General features: G+C 44.2%; 14 protein-coding genes. 6 read left to right on the plus strand and 8 right to left on the minus strand.

Going from position 1 to position 16,687, the window contains the following annotated elements:
- Window positions 1-10: 10 nt before the first annotated feature.
- Window positions 11-1,528 carry a glycosyltransferase gene (locus tag LACPH_RS11470; RefSeq protein WP_306387003.1) on the minus strand — a complete coding sequence of 506 codons (1,518 nt, stop codon included), beginning with the start codon at window positions 1,526-1,528 and terminating at the stop codon, window positions 11-13.
- Window positions 1,529-1,785: 257 nt separating this feature from the next.
- Window positions 1,786-2,781, minus strand: a complete 996-nt coding sequence (locus LACPH_RS11475; RefSeq protein WP_306387004.1) for a Gfo/Idh/MocA family protein — start codon at window positions 2,779-2,781, stop codon at window positions 1,786-1,788.
- A 316-nt stretch (window positions 2,782-3,097) separates the two neighbouring features.
- Between LACPH_RS11475 and LACPH_RS11480 the strand changes: the two genes are divergently transcribed.
- The gene (locus tag LACPH_RS11480) at window positions 3,098-4,288 is read left to right on the plus strand and encodes a CPBP family glutamic-type intramembrane protease (RefSeq protein ID WP_306387005.1); all 1,191 of its coding nucleotides are present in this window, start codon (window positions 3,098-3,100) and stop codon (window positions 4,286-4,288) included.
- A gap of 95 nt (window positions 4,289-4,383) precedes the next feature.
- Here the strand turns inward: LACPH_RS11480 and LACPH_RS11485 are convergent, their stop codons facing one another.
- Window positions 4,384-4,860, minus strand: coding sequence for a Dps family protein (locus LACPH_RS11485; protein WP_306387006.1), 477 nt, complete (start codon window positions 4,858-4,860; stop codon window positions 4,384-4,386).
- 107 nt (window positions 4,861-4,967) lie between these two features.
- Window positions 4,968-6,554 (minus strand): GW dipeptide domain-containing protein, encoded by a 1,587-nt coding sequence (locus LACPH_RS11490; protein WP_306387007.1) that lies wholly within the window; start codon window positions 6,552-6,554, stop codon window positions 4,968-4,970.
- A 367-nt stretch (window positions 6,555-6,921) separates the two neighbouring features.
- Here LACPH_RS11490 and LACPH_RS11495 point away from each other — a divergent pair, with 367 nt between their 5' ends.
- The 3 genes from LACPH_RS11495 to LACPH_RS11505 all read left to right on the plus strand — a co-directional run bounded on the left by LACPH_RS11495 (window position 6,922) and on the right by LACPH_RS11505 (window position 10,378).
- Window positions 6,922-8,124 carry a YncE family protein gene (locus tag LACPH_RS11495; RefSeq protein WP_306387714.1) on the plus strand — a complete coding sequence of 401 codons (1,203 nt, stop codon included), beginning with the start codon at window positions 6,922-6,924 and terminating at the stop codon, window positions 8,122-8,124.
- A 427-nt stretch (window positions 8,125-8,551) separates the two neighbouring features.
- On the plus strand, window positions 8,552-9,289 hold the full coding sequence (locus LACPH_RS11500; RefSeq protein WP_306387008.1) for a hypothetical protein: 738 nt from the start codon (window positions 8,552-8,554) through the stop codon (window positions 9,287-9,289).
- 270 nt (window positions 9,290-9,559) lie between these two features.
- Window positions 9,560-10,378 carry a Cof-type HAD-IIB family hydrolase gene (locus LACPH_RS11505; RefSeq protein WP_306387009.1) on the plus strand — a complete coding sequence of 273 codons (819 nt, stop codon included), beginning with the start codon at window positions 9,560-9,562 and terminating at the stop codon, window positions 10,376-10,378.
- 129 nt (window positions 10,379-10,507) lie between these two features.
- On the opposite strand, the gene LACPH_RS11510 is transcribed toward LACPH_RS11505, so the two are convergent.
- The 4 genes from LACPH_RS11510 to LACPH_RS11525 all read right to left on the minus strand — a co-directional run bounded on the left by LACPH_RS11510 (window position 10,508) and on the right by LACPH_RS11525 (window position 14,374).
- Window positions 10,508-12,322, minus strand: coding sequence for an FtsX-like permease family protein (locus LACPH_RS11510; protein WP_306387010.1), 1,815 nt, complete (start codon window positions 12,320-12,322; stop codon window positions 10,508-10,510).
- Window positions 12,323-12,334: 12 nt separating this feature from the next.
- Window positions 12,335-13,093 carry an ABC transporter ATP-binding protein gene (locus tag LACPH_RS11515; RefSeq protein ID WP_306387011.1) on the minus strand — a complete coding sequence of 253 codons (759 nt, stop codon included), beginning with the start codon at window positions 13,091-13,093 and terminating at the stop codon, window positions 12,335-12,337.
- A 334-nt stretch (window positions 13,094-13,427) separates the two neighbouring features.
- Window positions 13,428-13,772: a YxeA family protein gene (locus LACPH_RS11520; RefSeq protein ID WP_306387012.1), complete on the minus strand. Its 345-nt coding sequence runs from the start codon at window positions 13,770-13,772 to the stop codon at window positions 13,428-13,430.
- A gap of 284 nt (window positions 13,773-14,056) precedes the next feature.
- On the minus strand, window positions 14,057-14,374 hold the full coding sequence (locus LACPH_RS11525) for a hypothetical protein (protein ID WP_306387013.1): 318 nt from the start codon (window positions 14,372-14,374) through the stop codon (window positions 14,057-14,059).
- A 394-nt stretch (window positions 14,375-14,768) separates the two neighbouring features.
- Here LACPH_RS11525 and LACPH_RS11530 point away from each other — a divergent pair, with 394 nt between their 5' ends.
- Both LACPH_RS11530 and LACPH_RS11535 read left to right on the plus strand, forming a co-directional pair.
- Entirely contained in the window at window positions 14,769-16,049 is a 1,281-nt protein-coding gene (locus LACPH_RS11530) for an AAA family ATPase (RefSeq protein WP_306387014.1), read from the plus strand.
- Window positions 16,049-16,663, plus strand: a complete 615-nt coding sequence (locus tag LACPH_RS11535; protein ID WP_087912812.1) for an RloB family protein — start codon at window positions 16,049-16,051, stop codon at window positions 16,661-16,663. The genes LACPH_RS11530 and LACPH_RS11535 overlap by 1 nt, the downstream gene beginning before the upstream one ends.
- Window positions 16,664-16,687: the final 24 nt, after the last annotated feature.

The raw sequence follows: 16,687 nt of genomic DNA on the forward strand, positions 1-16,687 counted from the left end.
CTGACCTCCATTACAGACCTAAAACCTGCTGCCATTGTTTGTAAACCTTGGCTTCATCTAAACGTTGGCTGACATTTTCAAGTGCTTTTTTGCCAAATTCCGCCCGTTTCTCCGGCTGCTGCAATAAATCAACAATGAGATTCGCCATGATCGCCAAATCATTTTTGGCAACCAAATAACCGTCTTCTTTATTGGCAATCTCATCGCTGGGACCGTAGTGAAAACGATAACTGATAACCGGCAGACCATGCGCCTGGGCTTCCAGCAGAGACAGGGGACCCCCATCAGTAGCAGCAGTATTCAGCAACATCGTGTATTGACCATAACGCTCATCCAAATCCGTCACGTAATCTTTGAAATGAACCTGCTTATCGACTTTCAGATCCTTAGCCAAATTTTCAAGCTTCTTTTGATAGTCAGGATCACCATAACCATAGAGATCCAGTTCGACGCCAGCAACCTTATTGTTAACCAGATCCAATGCTCGGATCATCTGATCAAGCTGCCGTTCTTCAGCTATGCGACCAACATACATCAATTTCTTATTGTCAGGGCTGGTCGTAGCTTTCGATGCGTCGTGCGGCAACTCATTTGGATCGACTGTTACCGCCGGAATAGCCGTCACTTTAGCGGTTGGGAACCGTTTCGCAATGGCATCCCTTTGACTTGGTGTCTGAACGATGAAGCCATCGGTCTTGGTCGGATCAGCAAATGCAGGCTTCAGGAATCCATCTAAAGGATCTGTTTGCGGATTGCCATTGTTCATGACGTGATTAATTGGAATATAAATAAACTTTTTGGCAGGTTGCTGCATATTCTTCAGTGGTAATACGCCGACACCCGGACGATCACTGATGAAGATTGTCTCGCCCGGATCTGCATCCGCCAATTCATCTAAGAAATACGTAAATAAGCCATCCAGATCATCAAACTCACGATCCTTCAAAATGCTCTCGCCTTTCAAGACGACTCGCGAAGGCCGCATGTTGTCCGCCTTGTTACCTAGGTAATAAATCTCAATAACCGACTTGCCATGCAAATCGTAGTATCGTTCAAACGTCAGCAGACCGTCACGGCCAAAATACTGTGTAGCAGATCTAAAGCCTCGGGCATCCCATAAATCGCGTTCAACTTCATTGCCTTGATCATCCAAATAATTCTGGTAAAAGACGCGCCCATATGTCTCTGGTATGTAACCCACTTGGCGTCGAAGCCGATCACCATCTGTTACCTGGCTTTGATTAGCATCAACTGACACCTCGTCAAGCGTCGGCAAATTCATTTCATCATTCAATACCGATTTTTCCGGCATATCACTCGGAATATGCTGAAAGTAATCAAACATATTCAACACATCCGTTGACGCAATATTCATCTTTTTAAGGGTGCGGACGCTCAAACGGTCAAAGTCACGGGTCAAAATGACTGCCGGTTGTTTGAATCGTTTGAACAGCGCCAAACGTTTGATTGCTGCATGCTCAACGCTCGAGTTTTTCTGTAACAGATATTCATCTAGAAAAAAAATCATTTTGTTCTTCACCATCCCACAATAATATAGACAAAGCGACATATGCTCAACTATTTAGGATCCTTCAATTTTCATCCGTTCCCCAAGCCAAACATTACGATATAACAATAGCTATTCTCATATAGCACAAACTTAATATAACATATCCACACTATCAGCAAAATCATGAACCCCAACATTATAAATAAACTTGTCACGCGGGGGCCATTCATCTTTGCCATCCACAAATGTTAAACCATCGAAATGGCGCACCGTTACTAATCAGTGGGAAACTTGATGCCAACCATTTTGCGTAAATGATACACCAAGTTATTGACATCTTCTGCCAGTTGCAACCATTCCCCGTATTGCTTTCGGTTTTCGGCTTTAAATGGGTGTTCCAAAATCTCAGTGAAGTCTAACAGCTCGCCAGTAAAATGATACGTATAATCCGCCGTCATCAGCGGGGTAATTTTCTTTTGCGCGTCATAATGCTGAACCAGATGGATTTCGGTTAGATCATCAACCTGAATAAGCTCATGATGACCGTTAATTTCCGTTGGCATATATGAATCGGTGATAAATCCGAAGTGAAGCGTTACGTAAAAATGTTCATATTGCAAAAAGGCAACACCCGCACCATCAACGCCAGTTTCAACAGCGGTGGCAAAATACGTTGCTGAGCTTGGCCGACCAAACAGCTTTAATGCAGCATAAACTGCATAAATCCCCTGTTGCTGTAAAGCGCCCCCATAGGATTCCAAAGTAAATCCTTCAGGTTTGCCGCCCTCTAAAATAGCATCGTATGCTGGCCGTTCACGCATTGACACGAAAGTTGCGCCTTGAACCATAGCCATCTTGCCAACAGCCGCTTCAATGTTTTTGAAATTCGGCATATGAATTGGGTAGGCTCCCTCAAAAAATAAGACACGGGGATGATCCAGCAAAAGTTTCTCGACTTCCGAGAACTCAGCTGGATTGGTTAACGCTGGTGGCTGCACAATGACATTCTTGTCGGCCTCGATCGCTTGCTTAATCTGGCTAAAATGTTCAGCATTAGGAGAAGCAATGAAAACCGTGTCGAAATTGCCATTTTTAAAAAAGTCAGCAAGGTCGAAGAAAGTTTGGTTTGTCCCATACTTATTAGCGTATTTGTCAGCCTGATCAACATCATTAGCATACAAAGCGCCAAGCTCCCACTTCTTTGTCATACTCGCCGCCTGGACAAAATCGTCGGTTGCCTGGTTAGTACCGATAAGGCCGTAATGTATCATCTTAGCCCTCCTCCAAAATATGTTGTAACAGCCTACATCATAACCCAAAAATAACGTTTAATAAAGTTATTATATTCAATATTTTATAATGATAGTCGGCACTGAAGTTCTTGGCTAATTTGGCACCGTCTTCTTGACCTAGCAAGGCATTCAAAGATCAAAAAGTAGTTAAATATTTTAATAAATATGACGCGTCGACACGGTTACTAACACATGGCGCTATGCTTAATATAAAGAATTCAATGCCTAATTTTACCGTTCTTCTACAGACTTGTGCTACCATTTATACCAACAACAACAGGAGGTATTTAATCACATGAAAGCATACAGCTCCCCCTGGTTTTGGTGGTACTTTGTCCAGGGGCTTATATTAACGGCCGGTTATTTGCTAGCGGCCCAAGGCGCACAGTTCTGGTTATGGGCGCTTGTCTTAACCATTATCGAAGGTGGCTTGTTACTGGTAAGCGCCATTTCGGCACCCAAGCATTGGATCAGTCGCTTACTCAAGCTGCTGGCTGTTTTGATTCAACTTATTGTGTATCCGCTTATTGTTTTCTACAGTGGTCAGCAATTCTTGCGTGTTTTGCCAGGCAATTTAAGTTTGATTCTGATTGCGGCGCTAATTTTACTGGCTCATATTCCTTTTGCGAAAGTTCTATTCACGCCGGACCAGCACTATTTGACGCGGGTTATCACAACGATGCTGGTTGCGTTTATGGTTATTTACGCAGGAACAACTTTTACTGAAGGTTTGACTAAATCAGCTTTTGCTTCGCCGCTTTGGAGCTTTGCCGAAGCAGGCGTTTTGGCGGCGATTGTTTCAGTGCTAGTCGGCGCCATCGCGATGCATCAGTGGGGCCTGCCGCTTCCAAGTTGGCGGTTCAACCCGAATATGCAAGCCGGTGTCTTGATTGTTTTGGTTGTCTTTATCATTTACTTTACGCTCTGGAATGCTTTTAGCACGAACGATTCGTTTCAAAGCCTGTTCATCTGGTCATGGCATTCAAATCCCCTAACATTTAACTGGTTTGCTCAAGGACTTGAGCCGGGGATTGCCGAGGAATGGGAGTACCGCTATATGGTCTTAACTTTGTTGCTAGTCTGGTTGAGCCGGCATCGGTTGGCATTATCAGGCAGTATCTTCATAAGTGGTCTGCTCTTCGGCGCCTCCCACTTGATCAACGTTTTGGGTGAACAAAATTGGTTTGATACGCTTTCGCAGATTCAGTTTGCTGCTGTCTTCGGGTGGTTTATTGCCGCCGTTTATCTTTACGTTGGTTCCTTTAGCATCCCGATGCTTGTCCACGCGACCATTGATATTCTCAGCATGGTCGTCAGCAACACTGAGGCTTCAATCACCGGATCAATAACGGTCTATTTATTCCAAACTATTGTGGAAGTCGTCATGATTGGGTTGACTGTTTGGTTATTGACTGGGCGACGTCGCCAAACCATGCAATGGACACTGGATCGGATTATGCCGAAACAGAGCTCACTAGCCATTTGAACCCAATGTTAAACGCCGACATACCTTCCACAATAAACGTGTGAAAAGTATGCCGGCGTTTTTATGTCGTCATCATCAAAAGCCGCTATGGCAAACTAATCATCTAACGGGCCTTTCCCAAGGTACGCGTTTAACATCCAAATGTTTTTGTCTGTTTCTTCTTTGTACCCGTTGATCATGTCTTGCGTTGGAAAGTCGCGCTCTTGATCGGTGACTTCAATGGCTTTCTGATACTGATCGGCCAAATACTTAAACTGCTTGACGAGACGTTGCATCAACTCGACCAACGTATATTGGCCAAATGCCACTTTTTCATCGGGCAGACCGGTATGTTCGATGAACTCATGGGTGGTCGCATACGGTGAGCCGCCTAAAGCAATGAGCCGCTCTGCAATTGCATCCAACGCTTCGGCTAGTTGATCTTTGTAATCATCCATCAATGGGTGAAGACGAAAGAAGTTATGCCCGCGCATATACCAGTGAATCTGTTGCACATTTGTTTGAAGCTGCATCAAATCCGCAATCAATTGGTTAAGCTGGTCAATGGTTTGCGGGTACTTAACATCAGACATCAATCATTCCTCCTTGTGTTTGGCACATGGTTTGCAACAACAACTTCATTATGGCACAGAGGAATTGTGAGGTTCTAGCAAAAAGCTCGGGTACATTAATTTAATCATCAGTCAATGACAAACCATCTGTTACCATTAAACGGACGGAGACTGAACTGTTCACTATTTGGCTGGCCAACGTATGTCCATCCTAAACTTCGAATGAATTTAATCGCATCAACCATCGTCTTAGGAATTGTGTTGTAATTATCACTCCTGCCATCTGAGGCTATATACATTAAGTTAGATGGGGTCGTATAAAATGACCATGATGCACCGTCAGCACCAGAATGACCCAAGCCAAGCGCATGTCCAATTTCATGTTCGATGATGTTGGCAGTTCCTTGGCTATCAATATATTTATTGACTGTAAGACTTGCCGAACCCGTGGTATTAAGCTCTATGGTAACAGTATTTGCCGCACCATCATGCACCGTTGATGCCCAAGAATTAGGGTTATCCAGACTTTTTTCTTCAAAATTGATATTTACATTCGATGGGGAGTCGGTTTTTTCAAAAAGACCCGGAATCTCTGAATTCCATTTATCAATGGCAGTTTGAATCTCATTAGCTAACGGATCATCGCTGCCAATCCAGTATTTGATTGCTCCATTCGAACCGTTTCCAGTGAGACCTTCATAGGCAGTTTTGTAGCCATCCTGACCCAAACTCAACGCATTTTTGTCAACCCAGTACCAATTCACGTTGTCATTCGAAATATGGACAGCTGTAATTTTTTCGCCGCTTGGATTTAAGACGGTTTCTTCTTCATTGGCCAAATAATAGGTTCCTACCAAGTTGCTTGAGTCATCCAAAACATGCCCGCTACCAAATGTGTCTTCATATATTGGATAGTCGGTTGCTGTTGGTTTTATCGTATATATTCTACTACCATCACTCCGAAAATCTTGCCAGTACGTCGGATCCGACTTGTCAACTTGGTATTTTTCCTGGGACAAAACTTGATAAGTAACTGCTAATGAACTTTTGTCTACCCAATACGAAGAGTTGTTCGGCAGTGTGACTAAAACAGCTGTTACACCGTTACCGCGATCAATTTCACGAGTAACTGTTACTGTTTGTCCAACATAATTTTTACCATTCACGTCAGAATAGTAAGCTAAGGTGTCCCAGGGTTGTGAGCATAAGTTCCAGTCAGAAACGACTTTTGCCTTATAGTTAACAACTTTCGCGTTAGGTAAATTCAATGCAGGGCCATTTTGATAAATATCCGAGGTGATCGTTAGGCTGTGCTCATCCACCCAGTAAGATTTTCCTGATGGCAGCGTAATAAGGTCCGCATACGTTGCGAAATCCTTGGCACGTTCACTAATTGTCACCTTTGTCCCTATGTAATTGGGGCCAATCACCGAGCTGTAATATCCAATCGTTTGATACCCAGGTTCTGTAAAAGGCTTATCAACCAAGTTCCAGTCCTGCTTCACGACTGCCTGATAGTTAACCTTTGTAGCTGTTGGTGAATCATAGGCAGGGCCATTTTTAAAAATATTCGATTCTTTTTCATCAGCTTGAACCGTCTGAGGCATCAATGATGTCTGCAGGCTTGACCAAGAACCGGAAAACGCCATTGCCATTAATATAATCACAACTACATTAACAATTCTATTAGTGCTTTTTGCATGACTTCCAACCATCATTATCACTCCTTAAAAGTTGAATCAAATCACGTGATACACACAGTTTGCCTGTTCTCATGCTCAGGAAATGACTCGTTAAAACAGTAACTCTGGGTCTCTGCTCCTCCCAGTAGACCAAAAGGCTCATTCAATCAAACAGTCAGCATCACCCACTTATTCCCATACAGAAGACCTAACAGTAAATAAATAACAGATTACAGCACACAGTTTAGAACAGCGTTAACAACTCGTCAACAAACGCATAGGTTAACCAGTTTATTTGCCGCAATGAGAGTAGTCCAGCAAAATGTTTGACTTGATTTCGCCACTATGGCATCAATAAATAAAGATGTTTATTAGCAATCTTAAAGCTGAGGAGCGGAGTATTTTGAAAAAATGGAGTTGGCTGACAATCGGAACCCTTGTAAGTGTGGCGGTGCTTGGCATCGGCGGATGGTGGCTAATTGACCATTATCATTATCAGCATCTGGTTGATCAGCCTACCGACGTCAAAAAATGGCAGGCAGATCCACGGCCTTTGCAGTCTGAAAGTGAAGCGCAAAAACGAATTACCGAAATTCGGCAACCGTCGTCTGGAGTGCACCTGGCAAAGAAAACCAAGATGGCGGTGATTCCGGGGTTGCGAGGCGCGTGGTCAATCAACAACAAAACTCGGCAAGCAGCCTTTGGAACCAACTGGGTGCCACAAGGGGTTACGCAGTCTAAGAAGGCGCTCTATGTCAGCATGTATGATGGTGATCATCGGCTAAACTCCATTATTATCGAAATTGATGCCAAAACTGGTCGTTACAATAAGACGCTTATTTTGCGCTCCAAGGCACATGTCGGTGGGATTACTTACGATCTCGACAAGCAGCGATTGCTTTGGTCGGATGACAATTCGAAAGCAGGCGGCGCCGGGATCAGTTATGCCGCGCAACGCGAAATTGACGCTTATCAGCCGCAAGTCAACCAGGCACCGCTGGCTTCGACACGGATTCCATTCCACCTGGCTAACCGCACCTCGGCCATGACCCTTTACAACCATCAATTGGTCTTGGTGAAGTACGGCAAAAAGACCACCGGCCGCTCGCTGATTGCCTTGCCTTTAAATGACGAGAACCTGCCAAATGCGATCACGCAAAAACAGTTTGACAAGATCGTCACCGACCTCGCCCCGCAGACGCAACATAAAAGCACGACCCAAATGTTAGACATTCTTTTCAAAACCCTCATCAAAAAGAAAATCATCAACTCTTACAATCCGGCGTGGGATCGACTGCAAGGCGTTGCGATTGCCAAAGATGGCGTGACGTTGTTCAGCCAGTCAAATGGCAGTGCGCCAGGCAAAATCTGGATCCGCATGGCCGTGGATAAAGGGTGGGAAAAGTTAGATTTTAAATCGCCAAAAGCTGGCGATAAAATGATCAATGTACCGAACTCAGTTGAGGAAATCAGCTTTAACCCTGATCAAAATGAGTTGCTCCTTATCTTCGAAAGTGGCGCAAAGACTTATCGTGAAGAAGGCTGGTTCTTCCATCGGCCGCATTACATGGATCGGATCATGTACCTGCCTTTAACCGTTTAGAGCATTTTGCCTGAACATTAGTGATTGGAAATCATAAAACAGCCGTAACCTACTCGTCAGTTCAATGACTGCGAGAGGTTACGACTGTTTATTTTTAAGTCGGATAATTTTAACGGCATCATCTGCGTCACGGAAATCGATCGGCGAACAAAAACACAACGATCCTAAGATCATTGTGCCTGATCAACTATCCACCGCTTACTTGATGTCTCACGTTTACCGCTCACGCTGGATCAACCTATACATAACTTGATCACCACCAACTTGGCTTGATTGTCTTGCGGTGGCAGTAATCGGATAATGCCGCGCGTCAAATAGTTTTCCTATGGATAGCGTTCTAAAGCGGACCAATATGTTAACTCGGTAAGTCGTTTGGCTTTCTTTTTGAAAACGTTTACGATAATATTCAAGCTATACATAACGCTCTATGGACGAAGCCATAAATGAAGAACATGAATGTTTCGTTAAACGACTTGCCGCGGAGGCTTTGGTTTCGGATGGCGTACAGTTGCCGCTAAGGGAAATTATTGCGATTCTTCCCTTGCCAGCCGATTTTCTGTCCGGGAAAATGCTGGCGCTAACAGCAACTGCCAACTATCTGTTGCCGAATACCTCTTTAAGCTTTGTCCGTTATCACGAAGACGAATCTATTTATTCGCAATCGGTACATCAAGTTATCGTGACGAAATTATATCATGGTAACGCGGAAAAGTTGCCGAAGATGCTTGCCGGTCCCGGCTATGCGTTTATTCCGTTATCTGCTCCTGATCATCGCAGTGTCATTTGGGTTGCTTCCCATCACCTAGTTGACCATGCCATTCAGCGTCGCGGAGGCAAGCAGATCATTACGGTCAAATTTTGCGGGAATATGAAAATGACTTTACCGACGACTTATCATGCCGCGCATTTTTCGGAAATTTTGGCAGGCAGTCGGCTTTTGATGGATGTGACGGAACAACTGGCGCGGATCAGCGCAGGTCACGCACCGTTAGCTGACGATCCGCAGCATGAACACACAGTGCTGGTGGATCATCAGACTGCCAAGATATTGATGCATCACGTCAATGGGCGGCTTTGGCAACAAGGCGCTAAGCAGGCCGTTGGGGAAGATAGGTATATGTTGCAGTCGGTTAAGGAAAAAGGGCGCAATCCAGACGGCGTTTAGTTTTGCCTGTGCCTATCTAATTTGAATATAGTCTATTACAAATTTGCAAATTTTATTTAGTTGAAAAAGTGGTTAATGAATAATGCGATTGTTTATCAGCCGCCTTTCCGAGTTAAGTCGGCTCTAGCTTAATCATCGGCAAATAAGGTACTATTGTCATAGAAGTATCAACGCAGAACTACAACAACTTTCAATGATAAATGGCTGGTTAACAACGTTGATAACGGTCACCTGCCGGAATCAACGCACAAGACTGACGGAGGATTGATGATGATTAAACTAATCGCAACCGACATGGATGGCACTTTCTTGCGGGATGACATGAGCTACGATCGCAACTGGTTCGACCGACTCTATCACCAGCTGCAAGCACGCCACATTTATTGGGTCATCGCAAGCGGCAACCAGTACTTTCAGTTACGGTCTTTCTTTGAAGACTATCCCGAAACCATTTTTGTCGCGGAAAATGGGGCCTACATTCGCGATGTCAACCACATTTATGCCCTGAATGCCTTTGCTCCCTCGATTATCCATCCGATCCTAACGCACCTTGAACAGATTCCTGATTTAAAAATCTCCGTCAGTGGTCAAGCCGGCGCCTACACACTGGACACCATGGATCCAGATCATTTGGCGATCATGCGAAAATATTATCCTAAGCTGACGTTACTACATGACTACCATGAACTCGACGACAAAATCCTTAAGTTCTCCATCGGCTGTCCACCGGAGCGTACAGATGCGATTGTTGCTGAATTGCGCAGTGCGCTGGCTGGCGTTGCGACTCCGACTAGCAGCGGTCACGGCGACATTGATTTGATTCGTCCAAACGTGAACAAAGCGCAAGGGCTTGCGCTGCTTGGGCAAAAGCTTGGGATTGACTTGTCCGAAATGTGTGCCTTCGGTGACGGCGGTAATGACTTGGAGATGCTGCAAGAAGTCGGTTTAGGTGTGGCCATGGCCAATGCCGATCCACGCGTGACCGCTGTCGCTGATGCCACGACGACAAGTAACGAAGAACAGGGCGTTTTGAAGTTTATGGAAACACTGATAACAACCGATCAACGGCATGCCGTCAAAAGTCGCTGAACATCAACGCAACGCTTGCGATAAAGCTATCATTAAGTGAAAGACACCGCGAAAAGGGCGCTAGTTTTCCTAAGTCGAAAACTAACGCCCTTAATAGTTGATCTGACTGATTGGGACCAAATCTCAGTTTTAACCTTTAGTAGCCAGATCCTTGTTGATCACGATACTCTGATACATCCAAGTGGTGATCAGATAGTATAAACCATAAAGTACGATGAATACGCCGAACGGCACGATTAGGTTGTCATAAGGTGCCTGCAGAATCATTTTGAACAATTGTAATCCGAACAAAACGTGGATCATGCCGACGATACCTGGTAGAAGGAAGAGCACGCCGATTTCTTGCCGAATGGAGCGACGTAGCACCTGGGGACGTGCGCCGATTTTCTGCAACATCAGGTAGCGGCGCTTGTCGTAGTTAGCGCCGGATAAAATCTTAAACATCAAGGTCGAAGCCAACATTGCCAAGAACGACAGCCCTAAGAAGAAGCCCATAAAGGCAAGGCCAGAGTACATCCCATTGAGAATGGAATACGACACGAATTTCTGATCGCTTTCATGTCCCCACAGCTTGGGATACTGTTTATTTTGCAAGTTTATAATCTTTTCAATGGTGTCATAATTTTGGTTGAAGTTTTTGACTCTAAATGTCGTCAATGTTTCGGCATTCCCGAGTTTGGCAAAGGTCGCGTCATCTGCAACCCGCATTTGTTTTCCGCGGTTATTACCAATAAAGATCCCAATAGCGCCTGAGTATTGCGTTGCGATTTTGTTAAAGTTGCGGCTTGTTAACGTGACCGAGCGCAACTTGCCACTCTTACTCTGATCACGGATCTGAACCTTTAACGGATGAGCGTCAAGTGCACGCTGGCTGATATAAACCGTTTTGGCATCTGACTTGAGCGTATACTGCTGCTTCTCAGTGACGCCTTGCAACTTTTTGATCTCAGCTTGCGTTTGGGCATTTGGTGATGCAACCGTCAAATCATAAGCGGTGTATTGACTTGCCAGCACCGGAATATCGTGGGTAAACCCTAGTCCAACAGTGATCGCCCCTAATGCCAAGGCTACCAAAATGGATACAACGGACAGGATCCGTGTATAGTCGCGAATCCGAAAACTCAATTGCGACAATGTAAAAGTGTGCAGCTGTTTGGAAGCAAAGGAATGGTTGCGCTTCAACAAGGCAATCAAGGCCACAAAGACAGCGTTGAATAAGAAATATGTCCCCATCACGATGGTAACCAATGCAGTCGGGATGGCTTTAATGCCAATATGAAGCGCATTACCCATACAGTAATAGCCAATCGCCAGTAAAATTAAGCCTAATACGATTTGCAAAGCGAAAAAGATCTTCTTCTGTTTAACCCGATTCGGCGTTTGCGCTTGCCGCAATAGCCGCATCATCGGCATTTTTAGCAACTTAGCCGTATTGTAAATCGCCGATAAAATGAACAAGACAACGAAGAATCCGAACGTCCATAAAATCGCCGGTACCCAGATAGCGGAGAAGCCGGTTGCTTGGGCGTGCAGGGCATTAATCAACCATTTACCAATAAAATTGGTGCCGACTAACCCAATCAAAACGCCCGCAAACGTTGCGAAAATCCCAATCGCAACTGTTTCAAGAAAAATGAGCTGTCCGATCTTCCGCCCTTTTGCTCCGAGCATCATAAACATCGCATAATCGCGCTGCCGCATGCTCAGCAGGAAACTGTTGGCGTAAACAATATAGACAAACGTAATGATCGCCAGCAACACTGCCCCAAAGCCAAAAATAAACGGCGTGTAGCTAATCGGCGAATTTTGTTTTAAGAAGCTGGTGTTCGTTGCCAGCGCCATGAACATATAAAAGACGGCACTGGCAATCACCAGTCCAGAAAATAGCACCGCATAGTCGCGGAAGCGGTTCTTTAAGCCGCCAAGTGCAAGTTTGCTTAACATAGATGCCGCTCCTTATTTTTGAAATGTGCCAAGTGTTTCCAGGATTTCCTGATAGAACGCTTCTTGGCTCTTATCCCCATGCACCAACTCAGATCCGATTTGCCCGTCTTTAATGAAAAGAATCCGACTTGCATAACTCGCTGAAAACGGATCATGCGTCACGAGTAAAATCGAAACCCCGTGATTCTTATTTAAATCATCCATTGTGTGTAGCAACTCGCGCGCTGCTTTGGAGTCCAAGGCGCCTGTCGGTTCATCCCCAAACAAAATGTCCGGTTGTTGAACCAAGGCCCGTGCTGCAGCCACCCGCTGTTTTTGGCCGCCGGATAACTCGGTCGGATAATGATCCAACACCGCAGCAATGCCAAGCGTTGCCGCAATTTGATCAACCGCTGCCTGTTGCTTTTTGGCACTGACATTCTGTAGCGCCAGCGGTAAGGCAATATTTTCCCGGCCTGTCAGGTTCTCCAATAAATTGAAGTCCTGGAAAATGAAGCCGATTTTCTTGGCCCGAAAATCCGAAAGTGCATTACCTTTTAACTTGGTCACATCTTCGCCTTTAATGCGAACAGCACCAGAAGTCGGGCGATCAAGTGTACTGAGAATGTTCAGCAAGGTCGTCTTCCCTGAACCAGACGCCCCCATGATGCCAACGAATTCACCGGGTTCAACCTGGAAACTAACACCTTTCAATGCTGGCGTCTGCTTTTCACCGCGTTTGCCATAAGTTTTGGTCACATTTTCAACCGTTACAACTGGTTGTTTGTCCATGATAATCCTCCATTTGCGTGTTTGCTTTTTTGAATAATGTCATCATACCGGCTCTAGACCGGCATTTCCTGATAATGGGCTAACAAACAGCCTTTTCAAGCTAACGTCTTTGTAAGCCACTTTAACTTTTCTTTACTTCTGATTTTTTGCACCTACGACTGTTCCGACAGCTGCGACAAGAAAGTTGCTGGTGTACCGCCTGTTAATGAGGAGGCAGTCGTGTATCAATGAGCATATCGTGGCAAAAGAAAAACAAGGCTTTGATCTTTTAAATCCCATCAACCGAAACCTTGTCGCTTCTTAATACTCGCGCTATTGACCAAAGAGCAGTCGCTTAATCTAATTTCTCTCTTGCCGCTTTTGGCACATCTTTAGACGGAACACTTTGCCAGCGGGTAACGCCGCGATTTTTGTTGTAAGTCATTTTTAGGTACGCATTCATCTTCAAAGGCCGGTCACGATAAACTTTAAACTTGAGTTGCTTGGCTTGACCCTTTTCATCATAACCGGTCAACTTATAGTCATACTGCTTGTTGCCTTCACTATCATTTGATTCTTTACCTTTTTCCGTAATCTTCGTATAGTAGCTCGGACCGCCGTAGCTAAAATGTTGATAAGCTTTCATGGCACCGAATCCCAGCACAATCAGGACAACCAATCCTATTAGCATTTTTTTCAATGTCGTTTCGCCCCTTTTTTAATTTCCAGCCGCCAGCTATTCAAAGAGATGCTTGTTTCCATAGCTGCCAAGCTTTCAGATAGTTTATCAAGTGGGCGTTTATGTTGGAAATAGAATTGTCTAACAAATCACAAGGCGTAACTAACGGGTTTGTAAGCAAGTTCACTTTTACGACTTTTCGACAGGAAAAAAATCCGTGCAGATCAATAGCGCGGCGCACCAGCGGGCATATGCTAACCACTTGAATGCTAATTGACCGTCAACAAAGCACAGCTAACCTTCACTCACTCGTCGTGCAAAACTATCTGGCTGGCACTTGCCTCCAAGCTAGCCAAGACGTCTTGCTGTTCGATGAAAGCAATCCAAGCCTGCCGCGAGTCTTGATCCTCTTCTTTAATGTAGCGTTTCAAGTTGCAATAAGCGCTGCACACAAACCGCTCCACCATCACCTCAACAGCCTTTTCTTCTATCACGGGATCTCGCTGGTCCGCCGCGCATCCCTGCGCGTGCTTCAGCCGCTGGTAGACAACCGCGCGCCGCCGAAAATCACGTACAGCATGGCAATGGGATATCACATATTCTTTAAATGTATCATGATTCAAACTTCCGCCTTCTTTGGTTAATTGAGAGACCATACTTGTTATCATTTTAACATGGTCTTTGTTAATTACGAATATGAAGAGGATGGCGGATTTTTGTTTGTGATTGTCACGCTATAGGGAACGTTTTACGGCAGTGCATGAGGCAAATGATTCATGATCTCATTGTAGTATCTCACACTGAAAGACACCTCCATAATGACATTAAACACATAAAGGCGTGAACTGATGAATGTCATAACGAAGATAACTCTCATAAATATCTCGCTAAATTAGATAATAAAAGTTGCACGCAAAGAGCCACGAATTGCAGTTCACACTTTTTATGCATCTGCTAAGACTTTTCAATCTAACCATGATATACTGCCTATATAAAGCACAAAGGAGGGTTACCATCATGCTTATTGAATTTTCCGTCCAGAATGCTACTTCTATCAAAGACGAAATGATCCTTTCAGCTGAAACAGGTGAACGTCTCAGCCGCCTCAAGGAAACCAATACCATCAGGGAAAACAAAAGTTCGCTGCTAAAAAATCTCATAATTATTGGTCCAAACGGCTCTGGCAAGACAAATATCATCAATGCACTTAAATTGATGCGATCCATGGTCTTAAACGACCCTGATAAAATCACTACATCATTGCCGTATAATCCATTTAGGTTAAATCCGCTTAATGCCAAAACACCGACCAAATTTCAAGTTAAATTCAATTATGGAAATCAAACCTTTCAATATTCCTTCTCTTACGTTTCCAAAGCAATCGTTGCCGAGAAACTAACCCAGGTTCTCAAAACAACTGAACGGACGATTTTTGCTAGGGAGGGTCAAAATTATCCGGTGCTGGATGAGGAGCTTAAGAAAGTTGCCGCAAATACCAAAAAGAACTCACTTTTTCTTTTCAATGCACAAAAGGCAAATATTTCCGCGGCAATTACAGTTCTCGAATGGTTTCAAAAGGATCTTGTTTTCGTCAATAGCAAGAACATTATTCCTGACCAGCTAACCGAGTTAATGGATGACAAACGAATCAAAAATGAATTTCTACGCTTTCTTCGCTTTGCTGACTTCAATATTGTTGATGTTAAAGTCAGAGATATTCCTTTGAGCCTCCCGGAAGAGATCAAAAAAATCATGGCGACTTTGCAACCAGAGATTGACCTTCCTGATACTCGAAAAGAACTCTATGCTTCCCACAAACAATACGATGATAACGGCAACGTTATTGGCACTGAGGAAATCCCACTTACTCAAGAATCACGGGGCACCCAAAAGATTTTTCTGATTGCACTCTCTATCATCAATGCCCATCTTAACGGCAATGGTAAAACAATTCTCTTCGACGAATTTGATGATTCCCTACATTTCGAATTATCAAAAGCGTTAATCGAAATCTTCAACTCTAAGCAAAATAGAAACCAGTTCATTTTGACCACCCACGAACTGCAACTGCTCAATTCAGAATTGCGAACGGATCAAATTTATTTGGTTGAGAAAGATTTTCAAGGCAGAAGTTCGCTTTACTCTGTTTTTGATTTCAAGGACAGTAAAAACACAGCCCGCCATGACGTTCAATATATGAAGCGCTATATTGAAGGCCGATTCGGCTCCCTGCCGCAAATTGATGTCGACGAGATGCTCAACGCATTAAATGCCAGCAATCCACCAACGAGGAAGTAATGATGCCCCGAAAATCACGGAAGATACCTTATAAAAAGATCATCGCAATTTACTGCGAAGGCGAGTCAGAAAAAGCTTATTTCAAAATGTTAAAAAGAAAGTATCATGCAGCCAATGTACACGTCCACTCACCTAAATTGGTCATCACTTCCGTTGGCCTGAGTGGCATGTCGCTACTTAAAAAAGCCTTCCAAAAAGTTCAGCGGCTAAAAAACAATGAGCAGGCAGAAGAAGTCTATGTCGTATTTGATAGAGACAGTTTAGGCCCAAGTGAAATTGCGGATTGTCGCAGGTTCGCCATGCAACACAACATGTCTATCATTTTCTCAAATGTCAATCTTGAAATCTGGATCTTGATGCATTTTCAATCCGTCCGGCGCCCATACACGCCAACTAAGTTAAACAGTATTCTGTCAGGTCCTGCTTTCTTCAACACAAATTACGAACGTTTTAAGGGAAAGCCTTACGATGACCTTCTTTATGACAAGGTGAAAACAGCTAAGATGAATGCTGATGCTCTAGAAAATGGATATTCTGAACCGCTTTTCCTAAATGATCCTTTCACAAATATGAACCATGCGATTCAAGAAATATTTGACGTTACCGAATTTTAAAAACCAGGCACTAAATGACCGTTT

This window comes from Lacticaseibacillus parahuelsenbergensis (genome assembly GCF_030770265.1).
Taxonomy (GTDB): domain Bacteria; phylum Bacillota; class Bacilli; order Lactobacillales; family Lactobacillaceae; genus Lacticaseibacillus; species Lacticaseibacillus casei.